Raw genomic sequence first — 24331 nt, 5'->3', positions numbered from 1 at the left:
CCTTATGTCAGAAATTTCTGCAGCAAGTCGTTGAGGAAGAGCTGTCCGCGCTCGGTGGCCGCCAGACGTGACGGTTCGACCCGTAACAGGCCGCTTTGTTCTGCGTCGCGGCGACCTTCGGCGAGGCTGTCCAGCGACATACCCGTGCGTTCCGGGTACAGCCGTGATTCGACACCCTCGGTCAGGCGCAGCGCGTTCATCAGGAACTCGAACGGCATCTCTTCATTGCTCAGCGCTTTCTCGCCGGCCTTGAAGCTTTTCGCCGGATTCAGGTAATCCTTCGGCAGGCGGGTCTTCCAGGTGCGGATGATGCGCCCGTCCGGGTGACTGAGCTTGCCATGGGCGCCGGCGCCGATGCCAATGAAGTCACCAAAACTCCAGTAATTGAGGTTATGTCGCGCCGGGCGACCGGGCAGGGCATAGGCCGAGACTTCGTATTGCGCGTAACCGTGTTCGGCCAGCAGCGCTTGCCCGGCTTCCTGAATGTCCCACAGCGTGTCGTCTTCCGGCAGCGTCGGCGGCTGGTTCCAGAACACCGTGTTCGGTTCCAGGGTCAGTTGATACCACGACAGGTGTGTCGGTTTCAGGGCGATGGCTGTGCGCAGGTCGGCCAAGGCATCGTCCAGGGACTGATTCGGCAAGCCATGCATCAAGTCCAGGTTGAAGTTGTCGAACCCGGCCTGCCGCGCCATGCCGGCGGCGCGTACCGCTTCGTCGCCGTTGTGAATCCGTCCCAGGGCCTCGAGCTTTTCTTGCTGAAAGCTCTGGATGCCGATCGACAGACGATTGATCCCCAGTTTCCGGTACGCCACGAACTTGTCCTGCTCGAACGTCCCCGGATTGGCTTCCAGAGTGATTTCGATATCGCTGGCAAACGGGATGCGTTGCTCGACGCCCTTGAGCAAACGGCCCAGCGCCTTGGCGCTGAACAGGCTTGGCGTGCCGCCACCAAAGAAGATCGAGCTCAGCTCACGACCATGGACGGCGTGCCGGTCCTGATCGAGATCGGCGAGCAAGGCGTCGACATACTCTTCTTCCGGTAGCACAGGGCTGGCGGTGTGGGAGTTGAAGTCGCAATAAGGGCATTTGCGCACACACCACGGGATGTGGATGTACAACGCCAGGGGCGGCAGCACAGGCAAGGCCGCCCGAGGAGATTGCGCGCCACCGAAGATCAGCGGTGACGCGGATGATTCAGAAGTCATTTCAATCCCAGACGCTGGCGCAGCAGATCCATTGCACGGGCGCGGTGGCTGATCTGGTTCTTGTCGCCGGGATTGAGTTCGGCGCTGGAGCAATCGCGCTCCGGCACCCAGAACAGCGGATCGTAGCCGAAACCGTGTTCGCCGCTGGCCTGGGTCAGGATGCGTCCGTGCCACAAACCTTCGCAGAGGATCGGCAACGGATCATCGGCGTGGCGCACCAGCGCCAGTACGCAGACGAACTGCGCGCTACGTTCGGCTTCAGGCACGTCTTTCAACACGTCGAGCAGCTTGGCGTTGTTCGCCGCATCGCCCCGGCCGTCGGCATAACGCGCCGAGTAGATGCCTGGCGCTCCGCCGAGGAAATCCACCGCCAGCCCGGAATCGTCGGCCAGCGCCGGCAGGCCGGAAATGCGCGCGGCATTGCGGGCCTTGAGAATGGCGTTCTCGACGAACGACAGACCGGTTTCTTCAGGCTCGACGCTGCTGAACTCGCCGATCGAGCGCAAATGCACCGATTCGCCGAGCATGGCCTGGAGTTCCTTGAGTTTGCCGGCGTTATGGCTGGCCAGTACGAGTTGGGTGAAATTCATCATTGGCCGGGGAAAAGCTCTTGTTGGAAACTGATGGTGTTGGTTTTATCGCCGGTCTGCACCTTGATATCGAAGGTGCGGACTTCCTGCTGATCCACCGGGTATTGCGCAATGTAGTAGATCGCGCCTTGCTCGGTGATCTGTTTGAATTTCAGTGGCACGGTCTGGCTGGTCAGGTCTTTGACCGAGCCGCTCACCTGGGCCATCAGTGGCTTGCCTTCCTTGAGTACCGAAATGTTGATCACGCCCTGGTTCTTGCTGCGGATCAGTTCGGCGGACTTGGCAATGTCCGGGGTCAGGTAGGTGGAGTTGAAGGTGTTGTAATGCACCGTCACGTCACCGAAGGTTTCCTTGCGCTCGCCCTTGATGACGTCGGCGGCCATGGCGGTAACGCTCAGGCAGGCAGTGAGTAGAAATAACGCTAGACGACCCATGATCGTTCTCCTTGCAATAGGGTGAATCAGACCGCGACCTTGTGGTCGGAAAGTCCCGGACTGCTGACGCGGTAGATTCCGATCTCACCTAACAGATTAGGCCATAGCTTACTGGCCCACCCGTGCCGATGCTGTTGATCCACGGCAAGTCGATCAATGACCTTCGCTTCACGTTCGCGACACAAGGCTTCAAAGTCCGCGAAGGTGCAGAAGTGAATGTTCGGCGTGTTGTACCAGGTGTACGGCAGGAACTCGGAAACCGGCATCCGGCCCTTGCTCGCCAGGTACCAGCGGCAGCGCCAGTGACCGAAGTTCGGGAAGGTGATGATGCACTGGCGACCGACGCGCAGCATTTCGTCGAGGATCCTGTCCGGGTAGTGCACCGCTTGCAGCGCCTGGGTCATGACCACGATGTCGAAACTGTTGCTGGCAAAGTTGCCCAGGCCCTTGTCCAGGTCCTGTTCGATGACGTTGATGCCCTTGGCCACGCACTCGGCGATGTTGTCGGCGTCGTTTTCCAGGCCATAACCGGTGACTTGCTTGTTATCGCGCAGCCAGGTCAGCAGTTCGCCATCGCCGCACCCGAGGTCGAGCACGCGGCTGCCGGCGGGGATCCATTCCTGGATGATTTCCAGATCAGCTCTCATGGCTTTCTCACAACGTAATGCGGTTCATGTAATTGCCGAATGCCTGCAGATAGCGCGGGATCGGAATCAGGAAGGCGTCGTGGCCTTGCGGTGCGTCGATCTCGAGGTAGCAGACGTCCTTGCGCGCGGCCATCAGCGCATCCACCAGTTCCCGCGAGCGGGCAGGGGAGAAGCGCCAGTCGGTGGTGAACGACATCACGCAGAACTTGGCCTTGGCACCTTCAAAGGTTTTTGCCAGGTTATCGTCGAAGTTCGCCGCCGGATCGAAGTAATCGAGCGCTTTGGTCATCAACAGATAGGTGTTGGCATCGAAGCGTCCGGAGAACTCTTCGCCCTGATAGCGCAGGTAGCTTTCAACCTGGAACTCGACGCTGTGGAAGTCGTAGTTGAGCTTCTCGCTCTTGAGCCCGCGGCCGAATTTCTCGCCCATGGAGTCATCGGACAGGTAGGTGATGTGCCCGACCATCCGCGCCAGCATCAGGCCGCGCTTGGGGATCACGTTGTGTTCCTGGAACGAACCGCCGTGGAATTCAGGGTCGGTGAGGATTGCCTGGCGCGCCACTTCGTTGAACGCGATGTTCTGTGCCGACAGCTTGGGTGCCGAGGCGATGGACAGGCAGTGACGGATGCGGTCAGGGTAGGTGATGCTCCATTGCATCGCCTGCATGCCGCCGAGGCTGCCGCCGATCACGGCCGCGAACTGGGCGATGCCGAGACGATCTGCCAGGCGCGCCTGGCTGTGTACCCAATCCTCGACGGTCAAGACCGGGAAGTCGGCGCCGAACGGCTTGCCGGTCTCGGGGTTGATGCTGCTCGGCCCGGTGGAGCCGTTGCAGCCGCCGAGGTTGTTCAGGCTGACCACGAAGAACTTGTTGGTGTCGATTGGCTTGCCGGGGCCGATGCAGCTGTCCCACCAACCGGGCTTGCGGTCGTCGGGGCTGTGATAGCCGGCGGCGTGGTGGTGCCCGGACAAGGCGTGGCAGATCAGCACGGCGTTGCTCGCCGTGGCGTTCAGCGTGCCGTAGGTTTCGTAAATCAGGTCATAGGCCGGGAGCGAACGTCCACAGGCCAAGGCCAGCGGCTCGCTGAAGTGCGCCACTTGCGGCGTCACCAGACCAACAGAATCGGGGGGAAAGGCAGCTGGCATCGACCCTGCTCTCATTGAAATGAGGCGTAAGTCTAAAGACCGCTGCCTCTAGCAGCAAGCTAACCCTTACCCACTGTAGGAGCCGGCTTGCCGGCGAGGCGCCGGGTCTGATGTACCGCGTTGCCTGGATCGCTGGCAAGCCAGCTCCTACAGTGGGTTCAGCGTTTCAGGTCGGGAAGGTCGGGCAACTTTTTCGGTGAGCAGATTCGCACCCGTTTCTGCCGGTTCAGCTCGCCACTGATCAGGCTGACCTGGCTCCTGGACACGCCAAAGGCCTTGGCCAGAAAGGCCATCAGGTACGCGTTGGCCTTGCCCTCGACTGGCGGCGCGGTCAGGCGGATCTTCAGGCGATCGCCGTGCAGCCCGCAGAAATCATCGCTACGGGCTGCCGGTTGCAGGTGACACTCCAGAATCAGGTCGTCACCGTCCCAGCGAAACCAGCTCACCGGGTCAGATCAGCACGCGGAGGATTTCCGGCATCATGGTCATCGCGGCGAGGTTGTTGATCACCAGCATGTCGATCAGTTTGATCGCCAGGAATGCAAAGATTGGCGACAGATCAAGCCCGCCAAGGTTTGGCAGGAACTTGCGGAACGGCGCCAGGGCCGGTTCGCAGATGTCGTTCACCAGTTCAGCGCCCGGGTTATGGCTGCCCGGGGCGACCCAGGACAGGATCACGCTGATGATCAGGGCAAAGAAGAAAATCTTCAGGAACAGCGCGGTCACCCCAATGATCGACCAGATCAGCAGTTGCAGCGGGTTGCCGGTGGTGCCGTAGGTCAGCAACAGGGTCAGGGCCATCAGCGCCAGTTGCACCAGGATCGCCAGCACCAGCGAGGACATGTCCAGGCCGAACATGCTCGGGATGATCCGGCGCAGCGGCTTGAGCAGCGGCTGGGTAGCCTTCACGGCGAACTGGCAGAGCGGGTTGTAGAAGTTCGCCCGCACCAGTTGCAGCACGAAACGCATCAGCACGATCAGCAGGTACAGGCTGCCGAGGGTTTGCAGCACGTAGACCGCTGCGGTGTTCAATCCAATCATGAAAAGCTCCTTATTGACCCAGTTGTTCGGCCATCTCGGCCGAGCGATGCGCGGCAGCGCCGAGTGCTTTTTCAACCAGGGCTTCAAAGCCATTGGCCTGGAACGACTTGATTGCAGCTTCCGTGGTGCCCGCAGGCGAGGTGACACGGCGGCGCAACTCGGCAGCGTCGACGTCGCTGGAGACCGCCATGTGTGCGGCGCCCAGTGCGGTTTGCAGCGTCAGTTGCGCGGCGATGTCCGCTGGCAGGCCGAGTTTCACGCCGGCGGCGGTCATGGCCTCGATCAGCAGGAAGAAATACGCCGGACCCGAGCCGGAAACGGCGGTGACGGCGTCCAGTTGCTGCTCTTCATTCAGCCATAGGGCGATACCGACCGCGGACAGCAGCTCCTGGGCCTGCTGACGCTGTTCAACTGACACTTCGGCTGTTGCGAACAGGCCGCTCGCGCCCTGACGTACCAGCGCCGGGGTGTTGGGCATGCAGCGCACGATCGGCTGGGCACCGAGCCAGTTATTCATGCTGGCGCAGGTGATGCCTGCGGCAATCGAAACCACCAGTTGATCGGGCTTGAGGCTTGGGCGCAGGGCTTCGCACACGGCTTTCATCGCCTGGGGCTTGACCGCGAGGACGACGACGTCGGCGCCATCGATGGCCTGGGCGTTGTCGGCGAAGGTTTCGATGCCGTGTTCAGCACTCACGCGGGCGCGGGTTTCTTCGCCCGGATCGCTGGCGCGGATCTGTGTGGCTTCCAGACCCTTGGCCCGCAGGCCGCCGATCAGGCTGGCGGCCATGTTGCCGGCACCGATAAAGGCAATACGTGTCTTGCTCATGTCAGGTCCTTATTCAGAAGTGTGTCAGCCATCGTTCATGGCTGGCTGTAGTCGCGAGCACCAAACAGGGCCGTACCGATGCGGACCCAGGTGGCGCCCTGGGCGATGGCCGACTCAAGGTCGTGGCTCATGCCCATGGAAAGTGTGTCGAGCGGCAGGTTCAGGCTGGCTTGCAGGCTTTTGATCAGGTCGCGCACGGCAGCAAACGCGGCATCCTGGGCGGCGCGGTCTTCGGTCGGCTCGGGGATGGCCATCAACCCGCGCAGATTCAAGCGCGGCAAGGCGCTGATGGCGCTGGCCAGGGCCGGCAGGTCGGCCGGGGTGCAACCGGATTTGCTGGCTTCACCGCTTACGTTGACCTGAATGCAGATGTTCAGCGGCGGCAAGTCGGCGGGACGTTGTTCGGACAGGCGTTGTGCGATTTTCAGGCGATCCACGGAATGCACCCAGTCGAAATGTTCGGCGATAGCGCGAGTCTTGTTCGATTGAATGGGGCCGATGAAGTGCCAGATCAAGGGCAGGTCGGCCAGTTCGAGCTGCTTGCCCAGCGCTTCCTGCAGGTAGTTCTCGCCAAAGTCACGCTGGCCGGCGGCGTAGGCTTCACGCAGGTCTTGTGCAGGCTTGGTCTTGCTCACGGCCAACAGCTGGACGCAGTTTTCGGCGCGGTTGGCGGCGAGTGTCGCGGCATGGATGCGCGAACTAACTTCGAGAATGTTGTCTGCTATGGTGGACATCAAGAGGCGCCAGCGGTCTGAAGGTTCGCGGCATTCTACTGGAATTGAGGGGCGCAATGGATATCACCGAGCTGCTGGCGTTCAGCGCTAAACAGGGCGCATCCGACCTGCACTTGTCCGCCGGCCTGCCGCCGATGATTCGGGTGGATGGCGATGTGCGACGCATCAACCTGCCGGCCATGGACCACCAGCAGGTGCAGGCGCTGGTCTTCTCCATCATGAATGACGCCCAGCGGGTTGACTTCGAGAAGCATCTGGAAATCGATTTTTCCTTTGAAGTGGCCGGTGTGGCGCGTTTTCGGGTCAATGCGTTCAATCAGAACCGTGGCGCGGGCGCCGTGTTTCGTACCATCCCGTCAAAAGTGCAGAGCATGGACGAACTGGGCATGGGAGAAGTGTTTCGCAAGATGACTGACGCTCCCCGTGGCCTGGTGCTGGTGACCGGCCCGACCGGTTCCGGCAAATCCACCACGCTGGCGGCGATGATCGATTACCTCAATACCCATCGCCATCACCACATCCTCACCATCGAGGACCCTATCGAGTTCGTTCACGAGTCGCGCAAGTGCCTGATCAATCAGCGTGAAGTTCATCGCGATACCCGTAGTTTCGCCACCGCGTTGCGTTCGGCGCTGCGGGAAGACCCGGACGTGATTCTGGTGGGGGAGATGCGCGATCTGGAAACCATTCGCCTGGCGCTGACCGCCGCTGAAACCGGCCATCTGGTGTTCGGCACTCTGCACACCACGTCGGCGGCGAAGACCATCGACCGGGTGGTCGACGTGTTTCCGGGGGACGAGAAGTCGATGGTGCGCTCGATGCTCTCCGAGTCGCTGCTGGCGGTGGTATCCCAGGTGCTGGTGAAGAAGGTCGGTGGCGGGCGCATCGCGGCCCACGAGATCATGCTGGGGACGTCGGCGATCCGGAGCCTGATCCGCGAGGACAAGGTGGCGCAGATGTACTCGGCGATTCAGTCGGGAGGGGCATTGGGAATGCAGACGCTGGATATGAGTTTGAAAGGCTTGGTGACCAGGGGTTTGATCAGTCGTGATCATGCGCAGGAGAAGGCGCGGTCGCCGGATGGTTTTTGAGGAGGATTTGCGGTGCTTTCAAGGGCCTCTTCGCGAGCAAGTCGGATCGCCGCACCGCCGCTCCCACAGGGGAATGCATTCCAAAGTGGGAGCGGGCTTACTCGCGAAGGGGCCATCATGTTCAAGCGCTTTCCAAGGGCATTCCCCGGAAGCTCAAATCAACGCTGAACCACACGCAACTGATTCGGCTCTTTCGGCAGAACCCGCTTGGCAACCACGTAGTGGTTTTCCCAGTACGGTTTCTTCAAAGTGTCGATGCTCACCGACTTGCCGCGACGTGGGGCGTGGATGAAGCGGTCGTTACCCAGGTAAATGGCAACGTGATTGACCCGACGGCTCTTGATGTTGAAGAAAATCAGGTCGCCCGGCTTCAGGTCGTCGCGATCGACTTTCTCCCCATGACCGCTGGCCATGGCGTTGGAGGTGCGTGGCAGGTCGAACGTGGCGTCGTTGAACGCGTATTTCACCAGGCCGCTGCAATCGAAACCTTTGCTTGGGCTGCTGCCGCCCCAGCGATAGGGAGTGCCAAGGACGTTCACAGCGCGACTCAGCACGTTGCTGCTTTCCTTGGTGCCCATCGGTGGAACCAGGCCGCTGTTTTCGCTGGCCAGTGTCGGAGCATGTTTAGCGAATTTCTTGTCTTTGCTCGAAGGAGCAGAAACATGGGATTTGGGGGTGTAACCATTAACGTTAGGAAGACGTTGCTCACGATTGGTGGCGTGGGCGGCCAGTGGCATCAAAAGGCAAATGGTTAGCCATGTCTTGAAAAATGAACGCATTAGGCAAGGCTCTTAATAAGTTGGCGCGCAACTTTATAACAGCTTTTTTGCCGCCTCCGAGGCCGTTGGTCGATTCAACCTGGGGGGCAATGGCGGCAAAATAGCGGCAAATTGGCGCAATTGTCCGACACAAGTCAGGTGTTACAAGGCTTTGACGGGAGTGAAGGTAGCACCTGCCATACGTCGGGTGCCTGTAAAAAAGTCACAAAGAAATGAAGAATATTTATCTATCGCGCGAATCGAGGTCATTCATGAACCCCTATCAACAGACAGTCCAGCAGCAAGACACCCACAGCAAAGTGATCGGTTACCTGCTATGGATTTTCGGCTTTACCGGCGCTCATCGCTTCTATTACGGCAAGCCGGTGACCGGGACGATCTGGTTCTTCACCTTCGGCTTGCTGGGCATCGGTTGGCTGATCGACATCTTCCTGATCCCGTCCATGGACCGTGAAGCGGACCTGAGGTTCACCGCCGGGCCGATCGAATACAACGTGGCGTGGATTCTGCTGACGTTTCTCGGGGTGTTTGGCGTGCACCGGATGTATCAGGGGAAATGGATCAGTGGGCTGCTTTACCTGCTGACGGGCGGGTTGTTCTTTATTGGCGTGCTGTATGACTTCTGGACGTTGAATGACCAGGTTTCCGTGCGTAACGCACAGAGTCGCTGATTTCTGCGGCGAGGGGCAGCCCCCTCGCCGCAGGTTTTTACTTCTGGTGACTAGTCCAGCTATCTGCCCGCTTGAATTACAGCCTATGAGTGGTTACTGAAATGCTTTCAGTAATTGAAGCTGAAGCGTTAAAAATGCCATTGTGCTGAAGCTGTATAAGATTGAAATGATGAAGTGGTTTGGGGTGGCCCAGTAATTTATGCTGTCGGCGAGAATCGCAAGCGATGTAATTGCAACTATTAATGCTGATATTTTTATCAAGGTTGAATTGGTGTGGCGGGCTTTTCTGTATAAAAATATTTGCATTAGGTGAAATATGAATAACACTAATCCCGCAATCAGGATTGCGCCTATTGGTATTCCGATTGAGTCTCGATCTATGTCGTAAATGCCTGCGCTCAAATTTCTTTCTATGGTAAATATTGCTACGCTGGCAGTGATCGTTAAAAGTAAAGGGTAGATGTAGTTCAGGTGTTTGTAGAGAGTCTTCATATGGGCTCTTCTTGAGTGTAGAAGCTCGTAAGTATGGGCTTTTTATGCCACTTTTCGTTTTGACCAATCATGGAGCATATCCCTTGCGGCTGAGGAGTTGACGTGGTCATCGCACAGTGGAAATGAGTAAGTTTGCCCGTCGTTGGTGATGATGGCTTCACCGGCTCCCTGCCAATCTACAGTCGCATAGGCTCCCCAGTTGAACCCAAGGTTAACTGTGAAGCTGTCTGATTTTTCCTTGTGCTGTTTTTATACTCAATGATGGGTATTGAATCTGCATTCAATAACTTTGTAGGCTATTTCTGTATGTTGCGAAGTTCCTTTCGCACAGATGGTGAGAAGTCAGAAATTTCTGTTCGCTGGATAGTTTTTTTCGCCATCGCTTGTAGAAGTTTTCTTGATGCGGCGGTGCTGTTTGGGGAAAGGCAGCGGAGGAAGGGTGGGAGGGCTGTATGACTTCTGGACGTTGAATGACCAGGTTTCACCGCGTAACGCACAGAACAGAGGCGTCTTCCAGTAAGCCTTCGCGAGCAAGCCCGCTCCCACATTTGATCTTTGGTGTTCACAGATACTGTGTTCATCGCAGAACTAATGTGAGAGCGGGCTTGCTCGCGAATGCAGGCGACGCGGAGTTACGCCTGGTGACTGATTCGTCCATCCACCAGGGTGTAACGCACTACGCCCGGCAGGCTGTGGCCAATGAACGGGCAGTTTTCGCCTTTGGACAGCCAGCTTTCACCCGCCACGGTCGAGGCCGCCGGGTCGAACAGCACGATGTCCGCCGCGCCACCCACCGCCAGTTTGCCTGCCGGCAGGCGCAAGGCCTCGGCAGGGCCGACGCTCAGGCGTTTCAGTAGCGTCGGCAGGTCCAGCAAGCCGTCTTCGACCAGGGTCATTGCCAGTGGCAGCAGCAGTTCGACGCTGCTGATGCCCGGCTCGGTCGCGCCGAACGGTGCCAGTTTGGCGTCACGCTCGTGGGGTTGATGATGACTGGAGATGGCCGAGACCACGCCCGATTTCACCGCTGCGCGCAGGCCTTCGCGGTCGGCGCGGGTACGTAGCGGTGGCTGGACGTGATAGAGGCTGCTGAAATCGATCAGTGCTTCGTCGGTCAGGATCAACTGGTACAGGGCGACATCTGCCGTGACCTTCAAGCCTCGGGCCTGGGCCTGGGCGATCAGGGCTACGCCGCGAGCGCTGGTGAGCTGGCTGAAGTGCGCGCGCACGCCGGTCTGTTCGACCAGCAGCAGGTCCCGGGCCAGGGCCACGGTTTCCGCGGTTTCCGGAATGCCCGGCAAGCCAAGGAAGCTGGCGGTCGGGCCTTCATGGGCCAGGCCGCCCTCGGCCAGGTCGTGATCCTGGGAGTTGAAGATCACTGTCAGGTCGAAAGTCGCCGCGTAGTCCAGCGCCCGGCACAGGGTGCGGGTATTGCGGAAACTCTCCAGGCCATTGCCGAAGGCCACGCAACCGGCATCTCGCAGTGCCACCAGCTCTGCCAGCTGTTCACCGTCCAGGCCTTTGCTCAGGGCGCCAATCGGGAAGACTTTAGTGTTGCCGGCCTCACGGGCGCGGTCGAGGATCAGTTCGGCCACCGCGGAGGTGTCCAGCACCGGTTTGGTCTTCGGCGGGCAGCACAGGCTGGTTACGCCGCCAGCCGCCGCTGCGCGGGTTTCGCTGACAATCGAGCCTTTGCGGCTGTAGCCCGGCTCGCGCAGGGCAACGTTGAGATCGACCAGGCCGGGAGCGGCCACCAGGCCTTTGGCGTCGATGGTGTCTACAGCGACAAAACCGGCTGGCGCAGCACCAAGGGCGACGATCTTGCAAGCTTCAATGTGGATATCGGTCACTTGATCCAGGCCACTGGCCGGATCGATCACGCGGGCGCCGAGAATGCTGAGCTTCACTGGGCTTTCTCCTGCTCGAATTGGCGCTGGGCAGTCTGCCCGCTCATGGCCATGGACAGCACGGCCATACGAATGGCGATCCCGTAGGTCACCTGGTTGAGGATCACCGAGTGCGGGCCGTCGGCCACTGCCGACTCGATTTCCACGCCACGGTTGATCGGCCCCGGGTGCATCACGATGGCATCGGGCTTGGCGCCGGCCAGGCGCGCGGTGGTCAGGCCGAACAGGCGGTAGAACTCGCCTTCGCTCGGCAGCAGGCCGCCGGTCATGCGTTCACGCTGCAGGCGCAACATGATCACTACGTCGACGTCTTTCAGGCCTTCGGCCATGTCGGTGTAGACCTTCACGCCGTATTGCTCGATGCCGATCGGCAGCAGGGTCTTCGGCGCGATCACGCGGATGTCCGGGCACCCGAGGGTTTTCAGGGCCAGCATGTTCGAGCGTGCGACCCGCGAATGCAGGATGTCGCCGACGATGGCCACCGAAAGGTTCTCGAAACCGCCCTTGTGCCGGCGGATGGTCAGCATGTCGAGCATGCCCTGGGTCGGATGCGCGTGCCGGCCGTCACCGCCGTTGATGATCGCCACCTGCGGGCAGACATGCTCGGCGATGAAGTGCGCGGCACCGGAATCACCGTGACGCACGACGAACATGTCGGCGGCCATGGCTTCCAGGTTGCGCAGGGTGTCGAGCAGGGTTTCACCCTTGCTCGCCGACGACGTGGACACGTTGAGGGTGATCACGTCCGCCGAGAGCCGCTGGGCCGCCAGTTCGAAGGTGGTGCGGGTGCGGGTCGAGTTCTCGAAGAACACGTTGCACACGGTCTTGCCGCGCAGCAACGGGACTTTCTTCACGGCCCGGGCGCCGACTTCGAGGAAGGAATCGGCGGTGTCGAGGATTTCCGTCAGCAGCTCGCGGCGCAAACCGTCGAGCGAGAGGAAGTGGCGCAGCTGGCCCTGATCATTGAGCTGCAGCGGGCGCTTGGTTTCTAGAGGCGTCATCGCAAGGGGGACTCTCAATAGGGCGAATTAAAGGGCGAGGTCTTGCAGTTCGAGCGCGAGCTCCGGACCGGACAGCTTCACCCGTTCGTGGGCCGCCAGCGACAGGGTGGCGCCGACCACGTTCGGGCGGATCGGCAGCTCGCCGGCGTCCAGATCCAGCAGGCACACCAGCGTCACGCTGGCCGGGCGGCCGTAGTCGAACAGTTCGTTCATGGCGGCGCGGATGGTCCGACCGCTCATCAGCACGTCGTCGACCAGCACCAGGTGCTGGCCTTCGATCTCGAACGGCAAGGCCGAAGGGCGAACCTGCGGGTGCAGGCCGCTCTGGCTGAAATCGTCGCGGTAGAAGGACACGTCCAGGGTACCGAGGGGTTCCGCGCTGCCCAGTTCCTTGAGCAGGGCCTGGGCCACCCAGACGCCACCGGTGCGGATGCCGATGAAACGCGGGTCGCTAATGCCTCGTTTGGCCAGATAAGCGTCAAGTCGGGTCGCCATCTGGCTGATCAGTTCGGCGGGATTGGGCAGGCTCATGGTTGCTCCTTCTTGGGCCCGGGCCGGTTGTACTGCTGGTGGCTCGGGTTGTAGCTAATAGAGACGTGTAGCGGCTCTTCAGGATTCGAACAGTGCGCCATTCTCGTCGAGCCAGCCTTGCAGCAGCAGGGCGGCGGCGATGGCATCGACCGGGTTGTCGCGGTAACTGCCTTTCTGGCCGCCACGAGCCAGGCGTTCGCCCTTGGCCTCGAAGGTGGTCAGGCGCTCATCGTGGGTATAAAAGGGCAGGTTGAAGCGTCCGTTCAGGCGCCGGGCGAACTTTTCCGCGCGGGCGCACATGTCGCTGGGCGTGCCGTCCATGTTCAACGGCAGGCCGACCACCACGGCATCGGGTTTCCACTCTTTGATGAGGGCTTCGACCTGGTTCCAGTCAGGAATGCCGTTCTGCGCTTTCAGGGTGCACAGCTCGCGAGCCTGGCCGGTAACCACCTGGCCGACCGCAACGCCGATCTGTTTGGTGCCGTAGTCGAATCCGAGAATCAGCCGCAGGGCCATCAGGCGTGCCCTGCCTGGCTGGTGAGCAGGCTGAGGTTGATGCCAAGGTGTTTGGCCGCCGCTTCCAGGCGCAGCTCGCTGCTGGTGTTGAACAGGATGTCGGCGTCAAACGGGCAGGTCAGCCAGGCGTTCTGCGCCAGTTCGGCTTCCAGTTGCCCGGCTTCCCAACCGGCATAGCCGAGGGCAATCAGGCTTTTTTCCGGGCCAACACCGTCAGCGATGGCGAACAGTATGTCCTGGGTGGTCGACAGGGATAAGTCGTCTTCCAGATCAACGGTTGCCTGGAAAGTCTTGCCCGAAGGGTGCAGGACAAAACCGCGATCGGTCTGCACCGGGCCGCCGATAAAAATTGGCACATGCTGGCAAAGCGCTGGCGGTTCGATATTCGGGCGTAATTGCTCGAGGATATCGGCCAGGTTCAGCTCTTGCGGGCGGTTGACCACCAGCCCCATGGCACCATTGGCCGTGTGCTCGACGATGTAGGTCAAGGTGTGCGCAAAGTTCGGGTCGGCCATGTGTGGCATGGCGATCAGGAATTGATGCTTGAGGTAGCTGGGGATAACGTTTTTCATGTGCGCTAGTGTGGCGTTCAGGGGGCAAACTGACAAGCTGGGGATGCATGGGAAATAGCGCAATTCTGTAGGAGCGAGCTTGCTCGCGATGGTCGTCAAGGATAACGCTGCCTGGTTGACACCCCGCGGTGCTCTCAGGTTTATCGCGAGCAAGCTCGCTCCTACAGGTGGGGGTGTGTGGTCAGTTGCTGGAGAGACGATCGCCGCGGGCAAATTTCCAGGTGCGGATGATCTCAAGCCGGTCAACATCCGACAAATCCCCGGTAAACGGTGCAAATGGCGCTGCCAGCCGGACAATCCGCTGTGCGGCCTGGTCCAGCAGCGGCTGGCCTGAAGACTCCAGCACCAGCACTTCATACAGCGAACCGTCGCGATTGATCGATACCATCAGGCGCAAATTGCCGTAGATCTGTTTGCGCCGCGCTTCGTCGGGGTAGTTGAGGTTGCCGATACGCTCGACTTTTTTGCGCCATTCGTCCTTGTACCAGGCACCCTTGTCGCGCATGGTCGAGGCCGCGCTCAGGCGGTGAATGCGCGGGCGCTTGGCGTACAGCTGTTGTTCGGCGGCCAGTTCCGCTTCGAGGCTGGCGATGTCGCTGGACAGTTGCTCGCTGTCGAACGTCGGCGCCTGGACCTGGGGTTTGACCTCGGTCTTGGGTTCCTCGGTCCTGGCGGGGGCTTTTTTCGGCTTCGGCGCCACGGTGGTCACGGCCGCCTTCGGTGGCGCTTCCTGTACGTCAGGCTTGGCGGCCGGCGGTGGCGTGACCTTCTGTACCTTGTTGTCCTGGAATGGCGCGACCTCGGTGGTCTTGGGAATCGCCTTTTTATCCAGGGTGCCGCTGCCTTGCTGATTCTCCTGGGCCAGAAAATCGGCTTTCTCAGGCTTCTTTTCGCTTTTGAAGGTGGCGAGGGTGATTTCCAGGGTTTTGCTGATCTGCTTGGGTTCGACCACTGCAAACCCGACGCCCAACAGCAAGGCCAGGTGGATCAGCGCTGCCAGAAACAGGGTAAAACCGAGGCGATCGGCCGGGCGCACGCCACGGTGGGCGAGTTCGGCAGGCAGATCGGACGGGAGTGTCATGACAAGGAAACCAACATCGCGTTTTCACAGGCCGCGCATGATAACGCAATGTTGGTTTGGCTAATCAACGTGCCTTGAGCTTCTGATCGATGGCATCCATCAACAGGCCACCGATGTCGGTGCCAAACGCATTGTCGATCTCGCGAATGCAGGTCGGGCTGGTGACGTTGATCTCGGTCAGGTGCTCGCCGATCACGTCCAGGCCAACGAACAACAGGCCTTTCTCACGCAGGGTCGGGCCGACTTGTGCGGCGATCCAGCGGTCCTTGTCGGTCAGCGGTCGGGCTTCGCCACGGCCACCGGCGGCCAGGTTGCCACGGGTTTCGCCCTGGGCCGGAATCCGCGCCAGGCAATAATCCACAGGCTCGCCGTCGATCATCAGGATGCGCTTGTCGCCGTCCTTGATCGCTGGCAGGTAGGCCTGGCCCATGATCTGCTGGGCGCCGAGGGCGGTGAGGGTTTCGAGGATAACCGACAGGTTCGGATCGCCCGCGCGGTGACGGAAAATCGAAGTGCCGCCCATGCCGTCGAGCGGCTTGAGGATGACATCGCCGTGTTTGGCGGCGAACTCACGCAGTACGTCGGCGCGGCGGCTGACCACGGTCGGCGGCGTGCACTGCGGGAACAGTGTGGCGAACAGCTTTTCGTTGCAGTCGCGCAGGCTTTGCGGCTTGTTGACTACCAGCACGCCGGCGCGCTCGGCTTGTTCCAGCAAATAGGTGGAGTAGACGAACTCCAGGTCGAACGGCGGATCCTTGCGCATCAGGATCACGTCCAGATCGCTCAGCAACTCATCGCTTTCAGCGCCCAGTTCGAACCATTTTTCCGGGTTGGCGAACACCTGCAGCGGACGCATCCGCGCCCGCGCCTGGCCTTCGCCCTGATACAGGTCACGCTGTTCCATGTAGAACAGCTCCCAGCCACGCTTCTGCGCGGCCAGCAGCATGGCCAGCGAGCTATCCTTTTTATAGGAAATGCTGGCGATAGGGTCCATGACAATCCCGACGCGAACGCTCATGGGTGTTTCCTCGAAATTTGGGGGCTATGGCGACCTTTGCAGGAGCGAGCTTGCTCGCGATGGACTTCAGAGCACCGCGCTCATCCTGCGAAGGCGCGTCATCGTTGACGACCATCGCGAGCAAGCTCGCTCCTACAAAAGATCAGCGTATAAAAGTGGCGTCAGAGTGGCGCCGAGTGTGTTCCCGGTCAAGGAAAAACCACCTTGCAAGCCGGCCGATAGATTGGTTTTGGAGACTGTGCTAAAAAGGCTGCCATGTCGTGCTAGCCCTTGAACATCAAGGGTTTCGAGCCGCGTTAACCGGCAAACGGACAATTTGTTTCGCAAAGGCGACGGTAGAGCATTTTATGGAACATCATCCCAGCGCCTTGAAGGTCATGGTGATCGACGATTCGAAGACGATCCGTCGCACCGCCGAAACGCTGCTCAGGAACGTGGGTTGTGAGGTCATCACGGCCATCGACGGTTTTGATGCTCTGGCCAAGATCGCCGATAACCACCCCGGCATCATCTTCGTCGACATCATGATGCCGCGCCTGGATGGCTACCAGACCTGCGCCCTGATCAAGAACAACAGCGCGTTCAAGTCCACGCCGGTGATCATGCTGTCGTCCAAGGACGGGCTGTTCGACAAGGCCAAGGGTCGCATCGTCGGCTCCGACCAGTTTTTGACCAAGCCTTTCAGCAAGGAAGAATTGCTTGATGCGATCCAGGCCCATGTTCCTGGTTTCGCCGCCGTTTTGCCGCAGTAGGACACGCACAGTGACGCTCGGCCATCGGGCCCGGCGTCGACAAGAATGGGGAAGACCATGGCACGTATTCTGATCGTCGATGATTCGCCGACCGAAATGTACAAACTGACCGGCATGCTGGAAAAGCACGGTCATGAAGTGTTGAAAGCCGAAAACGGCGCCGACGGAGTCGCCCTGGCCCGCCAGGAAAAGCCCGATGCGGTCCTGATGGACATTGTCATGCCCGGCCTCAACGGCTTCCAGGCGACCCGCCAGCTGACCAAGGACCCGGAGACCGGGCATATCCCGGTGATCATCATCACCACCAAGGATCAGGAAACCGACAAGGTCTGGGGCACGCGCCAGGGCGCCAAGGACTACCTGACCAAACCGGTCGATGAAGACACCCTGATCAAGACCCTGAACAACGTGCTGGCCGGTTGATCGTCAGGCCATGAACGAGTCGCTGACGGCTTTCGAACTGCTGCTGCAAATCGACCAGCGCTGTCGGTTGCTGGCAGCGGACTTGCCGTCCCAGCCAGCCCGGCGGGACAGCTGGAGCGGTATCGGTTTTCGCCTGGGCGAGTGCTGGTTTGTCGCGCCCATGAGCGAAGTCAGCGAAGTCTTGCACGAGCCGCGCCTCACTCAGTTGCCGGGGGTCAAACCCTGGGTCAAGGGAGTCGCCAACCTGCGTGGGCGTTTGCTGCCGGTCATGGACTTGTGCGGCTTCTTCGGGCACGAGCTTTCGGCGGTGCGCCGTCAGCGGCGGGTGCTGGTGGTGGAACATGAAGAGGTGTTCGCCGGGTTGCTGGTCGATGAAGTCTTCGGCCTCCAGCACTTTGCCCAGGACAGCCTGGAGCCGGTGCCGGCAGATGAGCTGAAGGGGACGATGGCGGCGTTTGTCAAAGGCCGGTTTCAGCGTGAGCAGTGCTGGCAGGTGTTCAGCCCGTTTGCATTGACGCAGTCTCAGGGGTTCATGAACGTCGCGGTGTGACAGGAACAAGAGAGATCCAATGTGGGAGCGGGCAGGCCCGGAAATGGGTTAACAGGCGAGGACCGATGATAAAAGCAAAAGCAGGCAAGCCAATGGAAGGGTCGCGCAGCAGGTCGCAGATTATCGTGCTGTTCATCGCGCTGATCGTCTTCATCATGCTGCTGTTCGCCAACTTCGCGTACCTCAACACCCAGGCTACCTACGACAAGCAGTACATCGGCCACGCCGGCGAGCTGCGCGTGCTGTCCCAGCGTATCGCCAAGAACGCCACCGAAGCCGCCGCCGGCAAGGCTGCCGCGTTCAAGTTGCTCAGTGATGCGCGCAACGATTTTGCCCAGCGCTGGGGTTATCTGAAGAAGGGCGACCCGGCCACCGGCCTGCCGCCTGCCCCCGCCACCGTGCGTCCAGAGATGCGCGCGGTGCAACAGGACTGGGAACGCCTGCTGAAAAACACCGACGCGATTCTCTCCAGCGAGCAAACCGTACTGTCGTTGCATCAGGTCGCCGCGACCCTGGCTGAAACCGTGCCGCAGTTGCAGGTCGAGTACGAAAAAGTCGTCGAGATTCTCCTGCAACGGGGCGCCCCGGCGGCCCAGGTGGCGATGGCCCAGCGCCAATCGCTGCTGGCCGAGCGGATCCTTGGCGCGGTCAATACAGTGTTGGCCGGCGACGAAAATTCACAGCAGGCCGCCGATGCGTTCGGACGTGACGCGACGCAGTTCGGCAAGGTGCTCAACGGCATGCTCCAGGGCGACCCGGCGCCCAAGGTCAGCCAGGTCGAAGACCGCGACGCCCGTGCGCGACTCGCGGAAATCTCCGAGCTGTTCGAGTTCGTATCGGGCTCGGTGGACGAGATCCTCGAAACTTCGCCGGAATTGTTGAAGGTCCGCGAATCGGCCTCGAACATTTTCAGCCTGTCGCAAACCTTGCTCGACGAAGCCTCACACCTGGCCAGCGGTTTTGAAAACATGGTCGGCGGGCGCACCACCGACACCATAGGCGGTTACGTGCTGGGCCTGTTGGCGCTGGCCTCGATCATCCTGATTGGCATGGTGATGGTGCGCGAAACCAATCGCCAGTTGCGCGAAACCGCCGAGAAAAACGAGCGCAACCAGAACGCGATCATGCGCTTGCTCGACGAGATCGAGGACCTGGCCGACGGCGACCTTACGGTGACGGCCTCGGTGACCGAAGACTTTACCGGCACCATCGCCGACTCGATCAATTACTCCGTCGACCAGCTGCGCGATCTGGTCGCGACCATCAACCTCACTGCCGGCCAGGTGGCCGCCGCCGTACAGGAAACCCAGGCCACCGCCATGCACCTGGCCCAGGCTTCGGAACATCAGGCCCAGCAGATTTCCGAGGCATCCATGGCGATCAACGACATGGCCGAGTCCATCGACCAGGTGTCGGCCAACGCGGCTGAATCGTCGGCGGTTGCCGAGCGCTCGGTGGAAATCGCCAACAAGGGCAACGAGGTGGTGCACAACACCATCCACGGCATGGACAACATTCGCGAGCAGATTCAGGACACCGCCAAGCGCATCAAGCGCCTTGGCGAGTCATCCCAGGAAATCGGCGACATTGTCAGCCTGATCGATGACATTGCCGACCAGACCAACATCCTTGCCCTCAACGCGGCCATCCAGGCGTCCATGGCCGGTGACGCCGGTCGTGGTTTCGCCGTGGTCGCCGATGAAGTGCAGCGCCTGGCCGAGCGCTCATCCGCCGCTACCCGGCAGATCGAAACCCTGGTGCGGGCGATCCAGACCGACACCAACGAAGCGGTCATCTCCATGGAGCAGACCACGACCGAGGTGGTACGCGGCGCCCGGCTGGCGCAGGATGCCGGTGTGGCCCTGGAAGAAATCGAAGGCGTCTCCAAGACGCTCGCGGCGTTGATCCAGAGTATTTCCAATGCGGCGCAACAGCAGACGTCGTCAGCCGGTCAAATCTCCCTGACGATGAACGTGATCCAGCAGATCACCTCGCAGACGTCGTCGGGCTCCACCGCCACTGCCGAAAGCATCGGCAACCTGGCGAAAATGGCCAGTCAGCTGCGTCGTTCGGTGTCCGGTTTCACCTTGCCGGACGCCAAGGCACAGGTTGTGGACAAAGCTTGAACCGCCCATAGGTGTATGAATGGTAACTGGAGTGGTTATGGGTGATCGGCACGACTATGTGGCCCTCGAGTGGGTCAAGGGCGAGATTGCCGAAACGCTGAAACAGGCTCATCACGCGATCGAAAACCTGCTCGATGACCCGCAGGCGACGCAGGCGCTGGATGATTGCCTGGCGTGCATCCATCAGGTCCACGGCAGTCTGCAGATGGTCGAGTTCTACGGCGCGGCGCTGCTCGCCGAAGAGATGGAACAACTGGCCATGGCCTTGCAGGGCAACCGTGTCAGCCATCGCGACGAGGCGCTGCACCTGCTGATGCAGGCCCTTGGGCAACTGCCGATTTATCTGGACCGGGTGCAAGGCGCGCGCCGCGACTTGCCACTGGTGGTGTTGCCCCTGATCAACGACCTGCGCAGCGCCCGGGGCGAAAGCCTGCTGTCGGAAACCAGCCTGTTCAGCCCGCTGTTGCCCGAGTTGCCGGCGCTGGACACAGAAACGCTGGCGCAGCTGGAGCCGGACGAATTGCCCAATGTGCTGCGCAAGCTGCGGCAAATGCTCCAGCTTGCGTTGGTCGGGTTCCTGCGCGAGCAGGACAACGACACCAACCTCGACTACCTGGCCAAGGTCTTCACGCGCCTCGAAGCGCTGTGCGGCAACGCGCCCCTGAGCCCGTTGTGGCAGGTGGCATCGGCGCTGGTCGAAGGCATGCAGGGCGGTGTGATTGCCAACAGCCCTGCCTTGCGCAGCCTGTTCAAGGATGCCGACAAGGAACTCAAGCGCCTGCTCGAGCAAGGCATGCCCGGCATCAACCAGCCGGCCCCGCCGGAGCTGCTCAAGAGTTTGCTGTTCTACATTGCCAAGGCCGAACATCCCACCGGGCAGATGCTGACCATGAAAGAACGCTACTCACTGGACGACGCGCTGCCCGACAGCGCGATGGTCGATGAAGAACGCGCGCGGCTGGCCGGTCCCGACCGCGACGCCATGCGCTCGGTGCTGGCAGCGCTGTGCGAAGAGCTGGTGCGGGTCAAGGAACGTCTGGATCTGTTCGTGCGCAGTGACCGCCAGCACACCTCCGACCTCGACAGCCTGCTGGCGCCGCTGCGACAGATTGCCGACACCCTGGCGGTCCTGGGCTTCGGCCAGCCGCGCAAGGTGATCATCGATCAATTGGCAGTGGTGCTCAGCCTCGCTCAGGGCCAGCGCGAACCCAACGATGCCATCCTCATGGACGTTGCCGGGGCCTTGTTGTACGTCGAAGCGACGCTGGCCGGCATGGTCGGTACCGTGGAGCCGGAGAGCCAGGACGACAACCGCCTGCCGACCACCGACCTGACGCAGATCCACCAGATCGTGATCAAGGAGGCGCGCATCTGTTTGCAGCAGGCCAAGGACATGATCGTCGACTACATCGACGCCGATTGGGACCGCCAGCATTTGCAGGCGCTGCCGGCCTTGCTGACCCAGGTGCGCGGCGCGCTGGCGATGATTCCGCTGAGCCGCGCGGCGAGCCTGGTCGAAACCTGCAATCACTTCATTCGCGAGCACCTGTTGCTCGAGCCGGGTCAACCGGGCTGGCAGGAACTGGACAGCCTGGCTGACGTGATCACCAGCATCGAGTACTACCTCGAGCGCCTCAGCGACGACCCGCAAGCGCAGGGCGAAAACCTGCTCGATGTTGCGGAAAAGAGCCTGGCGAGCCTCGGGTTCTTCCCCAGTGAGCAGCATGTGCCAGTGCTTGATGATGTGCTCAACCCGAGCGAAGCGCAGGTCATGCAGATGATGCAGGAGCTGGATGATCCACAGATCGTCCAGACTCTGGCCGATGTGCTCGCCAGCCCGGTTTCGAGCCTCAACCCGCCCGCGCTGAACACCCCGGGCAGCCTGCTGCCGCCGCCTTCAGGCGAAGAGCCGGTGGACGAGGAACTGCGCGAGGTGTTCCTCGAAGAAACCGACGAAGTCCTGGAAATCCTGCGCGAGTACTTGCCACGCTGGTCGATCAACCCTGACAACCGCTCGGCCCTGAGTGAGCTGCGTCGCGCCTTCCATACCCTCAAGGGCAGTGGCCGCATGGTGCGCGCCCTGGTGCTGGGCGAGCTGGCCTGGGCCGTGGAAAACCTGCTCAACCGCGTACTGGAAAACAGCGTGGAGCCGGGCGCTACGGTGCAGCAACTGATCGGCGATGTGCTGCATCTGCTGCCGGAGCTGGTGGCCGAATACGCCGCCAATGCCCAGCGCCAGCGCAACGATGTCGACCAGTTGGCCGCCCGCGCCCATGCCCTGGCCAAGGGCGAGGAACCGGTGTCCGATGAGGATACGCAAGATGTCGCGGCCCTCGACCCGCTGTTGCTGGAGATCTTCCGCAAAGAGGCCGAAACCCACTTGGGCAGCCTCAATCGGTTCCTCGATCAGGCTGCCGAACATGTGCCGTTGCAGGCCAGCGACGAATTGCAGCGCGCCTTGCACACCCTCAAGGGTAGTGCCTACATGGCCGGTGTCCTGCCGATTGCCGAACTGGCCGCCCCGTTGGATCAGCTGGCCCGGGAATACAAGGCGCACCTGATCACGCTGGATCTGGATGAAGTCGAATTGCTGCTGGAAGCAGAGGGACTGTTCCGCCTCGGTTTGCGTCAGCTCAAGAAAGATCCGCTGGCGGAAATTCCCGGTGCCCGGGGTTTGACCGAGCGAGCCAGGGCGCTGCTGACCGAGCGTCTGGAAAACCTCCTGAGCACACCGAACACGGGGCTGCGGATCAAGCGCGACCCACAGTTGATCAACAACTTCCTCGCCCAGGGCATGGACATCCTGCTGGACGCCGAAAGCCTGTTGCAGCGTTGGCAGCAACACCCCGGCGAACGTCAGGAGCTCAGTGCGCTGCTGGATGAATTGACCACCCTCGGCGAAGGTGCCCATCTGGCCGATCTGCACCCGGTGGACGAGTTGTGCGAAGCGTTGCTCGACCTGTACGGTGCCGTGGAAGAAAGCAGCCTTGCGGTCAGCGAGCGGTTTTTCCATGAAGCACAGCATGCCCACGAAGCGCTGATCAACATGCTCGACGAACTGGCCGCCGGCCAGGAAATCAGCCCGCAGCCGCAACGGATCAGGGCCTTGCGCGAGCTGCTCGACGAGAGCCTTGACCCGTCGGCCATGGGCCTGATCCGCAGCGATGGCAGCCGAAGCCTGAGCATCCGCGAGCTGGGTTCTGCCACCGAGGAACTTGAGCGCACGCTACCCCCTGTAGGAGCGAGCTCGCTCGCGATGGACTCAAATGCGCCGCGCTTATCCAATGACAACGCGTCATCGTTAACGCCCATCGCGAGCGAGCTCGCTCCTACAGGAGAGGGGCGCGAGCTGGACGATGAAATTGTTGCGATCTTCCTGGAAGAAGCGGTGGATATCCTCGAAAGCGCCGGTCAGGCCTCGCAGCGCTGGTTGCGCGACTCGGACAACGCCGCGCCGCTGTCATCGCTGCAACGGGATTTGCACACCCTCAAAGGCGGCGCGCGCATGGCCGGGGTCGGACCGGTCGGCGATCTGGCCCATGAACTGGAAAGCCTTTACCAAGGCCTGCTGGACCGTCGTTACGCCTTCAGCGATTCACTGGCAGTGCTGCTGCAACAGAGCCATGACCGACTGGCGTTGTACCTTGAACAGTTGCACCTCAACCAGCCGCTGGACGATTCCCGTGAGCTGATCGAAGCCATTCGTGCCTACCGCCAAGGTCATGCGGGAGTCGCCGAGGCGGCCCGGCAAGCGATCGACAGCGACTCGGCTGCGCACGATCCGGAATTGCTGGAGATCTTCCTCGAGGAAGGTTTCGACATCATCGAAAGCTCCGGGGCGGCGCTGGAGCGCTGGCAGGCCCAGCCTTCGAATCGCCAGGAAGTGGAAACCCTGCTGCGCGACCTGCACACCCTCAAGGGCGGTGCGCGCATGGTGGAAATCGCCGCGATCGGTGATCTGGCCCATGAATTGGAGTTCCTCTACGAAGGCCTGTCCACCGGTGTGCTGCAACCGACGGAGCCGTTGTTCACGCTGTTGCAGCGCAGCCATGACCGCCTGGCGCAGATGCTCGACGCAGCCCGCGCCGGTGAGCCCATGCCGCCCGCCGACCGCTTGATCGATGCGATCAAGAACTTCAGCCACCCGGTTGTGCCCGAAACCCCCGCGCCGGTGGCGCCGTCGACCACGCCCAAGGC

At 61.0% G+C, this 24331-nt stretch carries 25 protein-coding genes; 7 read left to right on the top strand and 18 right to left on the bottom strand.

What is annotated here, in order from left to right:
- Window positions 1-2: 2 nt before the first annotated feature.
- The 9 genes from hemW to ACCD00_RS02960 all read right to left on the bottom strand — a co-directional run bounded on the left by hemW (window position 3) and on the right by ACCD00_RS02960 (window position 6627).
- On the bottom strand, window positions 3-1205 hold the full coding sequence (hemW, locus tag ACCD00_RS03000; protein WP_413421785.1) for a radical SAM family heme chaperone HemW: 1203 nt from the start codon (window positions 1203-1205) through the stop codon (window positions 3-5).
- Window positions 1202-1798 carry an RdgB/HAM1 family non-canonical purine NTP pyrophosphatase gene (gene rdgB, locus ACCD00_RS02995; protein ID WP_413421783.1) on the bottom strand — a complete coding sequence of 199 codons (597 nt, stop codon included), beginning with the start codon at window positions 1796-1798 and terminating at the stop codon, window positions 1202-1204. The genes hemW and rdgB overlap by 4 nt, the downstream gene beginning before the upstream one ends.
- The gene (locus ACCD00_RS02990; RefSeq protein ID WP_102670626.1) at window positions 1795-2229 is read right to left on the bottom strand and encodes a DUF4426 domain-containing protein; all 435 of its coding nucleotides are present in this window, start codon (window positions 2227-2229) and stop codon (window positions 1795-1797) included. The genes rdgB and ACCD00_RS02990 overlap by 4 nt, the downstream gene beginning before the upstream one ends.
- Window positions 2230-2255: 26 nt before the next feature.
- Window positions 2256-2876 carry a methionine biosynthesis protein MetW gene (gene metW, locus ACCD00_RS02985; protein ID WP_057398144.1) on the bottom strand — a complete coding sequence of 207 codons (621 nt, stop codon included), beginning with the start codon at window positions 2874-2876 and terminating at the stop codon, window positions 2256-2258.
- Between the two features lie 7 nt (window positions 2877-2883).
- Window positions 2884-4023 carry a homoserine O-succinyltransferase MetX gene (metX, locus tag ACCD00_RS02980; RefSeq protein ID WP_413421780.1) on the bottom strand — a complete coding sequence of 380 codons (1140 nt, stop codon included), beginning with the start codon at window positions 4021-4023 and terminating at the stop codon, window positions 2884-2886.
- A gap of 158 nt (window positions 4024-4181) precedes the next feature.
- On the bottom strand, window positions 4182-4469 hold the full coding sequence (locus ACCD00_RS02975) for a DUF167 domain-containing protein (protein WP_413421778.1): 288 nt from the start codon (window positions 4467-4469) through the stop codon (window positions 4182-4184).
- A 4-nt stretch (window positions 4470-4473) separates the two neighbouring features.
- Window positions 4474-5064, bottom strand: coding sequence for a YggT family protein (locus ACCD00_RS02970; RefSeq protein WP_413421776.1), 591 nt, complete (start codon window positions 5062-5064; stop codon window positions 4474-4476).
- A gap of 10 nt (window positions 5065-5074) precedes the next feature.
- Window positions 5075-5893 (bottom strand): pyrroline-5-carboxylate reductase, encoded by an 819-nt coding sequence (gene proC, locus ACCD00_RS02965; RefSeq protein ID WP_413421774.1) that lies wholly within the window; start codon window positions 5891-5893, stop codon window positions 5075-5077.
- A 35-nt stretch (window positions 5894-5928) separates the two neighbouring features.
- Window positions 5929-6627 carry a YggS family pyridoxal phosphate-dependent enzyme gene (locus tag ACCD00_RS02960; RefSeq protein WP_413421772.1) on the bottom strand — a complete coding sequence of 233 codons (699 nt, stop codon included), beginning with the start codon at window positions 6625-6627 and terminating at the stop codon, window positions 5929-5931.
- A 56-nt stretch (window positions 6628-6683) separates the two neighbouring features.
- Here ACCD00_RS02960 and ACCD00_RS02955 point away from each other — a divergent pair, with 56 nt between their 5' ends.
- Complete coding sequence (locus ACCD00_RS02955; protein ID WP_413421770.1) at window positions 6684-7718, top strand: type IV pilus twitching motility protein PilT; 1035 nt, start codon at window positions 6684-6686, stop codon at window positions 7716-7718.
- 158 nt (window positions 7719-7876) lie between these two features.
- Here the strand turns inward: ACCD00_RS02955 and ACCD00_RS02950 are convergent, their stop codons facing one another.
- Window positions 7877-8497 (bottom strand): C40 family peptidase, encoded by a 621-nt coding sequence (locus tag ACCD00_RS02950; RefSeq protein ID WP_413421768.1) that lies wholly within the window; start codon window positions 8495-8497, stop codon window positions 7877-7879.
- Window positions 8498-8748: 251 nt separating this feature from the next.
- On the opposite strand from ACCD00_RS02950, the gene ACCD00_RS02945 reads away from it, so the two are divergent.
- Window positions 8749-9168, top strand: a complete 420-nt coding sequence (locus tag ACCD00_RS02945; protein WP_413421766.1) for an NINE protein — start codon at window positions 8749-8751, stop codon at window positions 9166-9168.
- A gap of 93 nt (window positions 9169-9261) precedes the next feature.
- On the opposite strand, the gene ACCD00_RS02940 is transcribed toward ACCD00_RS02945, so the two are convergent.
- From ACCD00_RS02940 to gshB, 8 genes are all read right to left on the bottom strand, one after another.
- Window positions 9262-9660: a hypothetical protein gene (locus ACCD00_RS02940; RefSeq protein ID WP_413421764.1), complete on the bottom strand. Its 399-nt coding sequence runs from the start codon at window positions 9658-9660 to the stop codon at window positions 9262-9264.
- A gap of 632 nt (window positions 9661-10292) precedes the next feature.
- Entirely contained in the window at window positions 10293-11564 is a 1272-nt protein-coding gene (locus ACCD00_RS02935) for a dihydroorotase (protein WP_413421762.1), read from the bottom strand.
- Window positions 11561-12565 carry an aspartate carbamoyltransferase catalytic subunit gene (locus ACCD00_RS02930; protein ID WP_008019954.1) on the bottom strand — a complete coding sequence of 335 codons (1005 nt, stop codon included), beginning with the start codon at window positions 12563-12565 and terminating at the stop codon, window positions 11561-11563. Before ACCD00_RS02930 ends, ACCD00_RS02935 begins: the two co-directional genes overlap by 4 nt.
- A gap of 27 nt (window positions 12566-12592) precedes the next feature.
- Window positions 12593-13096: a bifunctional pyr operon transcriptional regulator/uracil phosphoribosyltransferase PyrR gene (gene pyrR, locus ACCD00_RS02925; protein WP_413421759.1), complete on the bottom strand. Its 504-nt coding sequence runs from the start codon at window positions 13094-13096 to the stop codon at window positions 12593-12595.
- A 78-nt stretch (window positions 13097-13174) separates the two neighbouring features.
- Window positions 13175-13612 (bottom strand): Holliday junction resolvase RuvX, encoded by a 438-nt coding sequence (ruvX, locus tag ACCD00_RS02920; protein ID WP_057398155.1) that lies wholly within the window; start codon window positions 13610-13612, stop codon window positions 13175-13177.
- Window positions 13612-14184 (bottom strand): YqgE/AlgH family protein, encoded by a 573-nt coding sequence (locus ACCD00_RS02915; protein ID WP_413421757.1) that lies wholly within the window; start codon window positions 14182-14184, stop codon window positions 13612-13614. Before ACCD00_RS02915 ends, ruvX begins: the two co-directional genes overlap by 1 nt.
- 181 nt (window positions 14185-14365) lie before the next feature.
- Window positions 14366-15265 (bottom strand): TonB family protein, encoded by a 900-nt coding sequence (locus tag ACCD00_RS02910; protein WP_413421755.1) that lies wholly within the window; start codon window positions 15263-15265, stop codon window positions 14366-14368.
- 64 nt (window positions 15266-15329) lie between these two features.
- On the bottom strand, window positions 15330-16283 hold the full coding sequence (gene gshB, locus ACCD00_RS02905) for a glutathione synthase (RefSeq protein WP_413421753.1): 954 nt from the start codon (window positions 16281-16283) through the stop codon (window positions 15330-15332).
- Between the two features lie 347 nt (window positions 16284-16630).
- Here gshB and pilG point away from each other — a divergent pair, with 347 nt between their 5' ends.
- The 5 genes from pilG to ACCD00_RS02880 form a co-directional block, all read left to right on the top strand.
- Window positions 16631-17035 carry a twitching motility response regulator PilG gene (gene pilG, locus ACCD00_RS02900; RefSeq protein ID WP_413421751.1) on the top strand — a complete coding sequence of 135 codons (405 nt, stop codon included), beginning with the start codon at window positions 16631-16633 and terminating at the stop codon, window positions 17033-17035.
- Window positions 17036-17092: 57 nt separating this feature from the next.
- A complete protein-coding gene (gene pilH / locus ACCD00_RS02895; RefSeq protein WP_007897961.1) occupies window positions 17093-17458 on the top strand; it encodes a twitching motility response regulator PilH in 366 nt (121 codons plus the stop codon).
- Between the two features lie 10 nt (window positions 17459-17468).
- Window positions 17469-18008 carry a chemotaxis protein CheW gene (locus ACCD00_RS02890; protein ID WP_413421749.1) on the top strand — a complete coding sequence of 180 codons (540 nt, stop codon included), beginning with the start codon at window positions 17469-17471 and terminating at the stop codon, window positions 18006-18008.
- Between the two features lie 65 nt (window positions 18009-18073).
- On the top strand, window positions 18074-20134 hold the full coding sequence (locus ACCD00_RS02885; protein WP_413421747.1) for a methyl-accepting chemotaxis protein: 2061 nt from the start codon (window positions 18074-18076) through the stop codon (window positions 20132-20134).
- Window positions 20135-20171: 37 nt separating this feature from the next.
- Window positions 20172-24331 (top strand): Hpt domain-containing protein (locus ACCD00_RS02880; protein WP_413421745.1); only part of this gene is annotated, 4160 nt, incomplete at its 3' end.

Origin of the sequence: Pseudomonas sp. Pseusp3 (genome assembly GCF_047304225.1) — a bacterium.
GTDB classification, from domain to species: Bacteria; Pseudomonadota; Gammaproteobacteria; order Pseudomonadales; family Pseudomonadaceae; genus Aquipseudomonas; species Aquipseudomonas fluorescens_CD.
The sequence above is the reverse complement of the archived record's forward strand: the minus strand, read 5'-3'. Positions and strand labels throughout refer to the sequence as shown.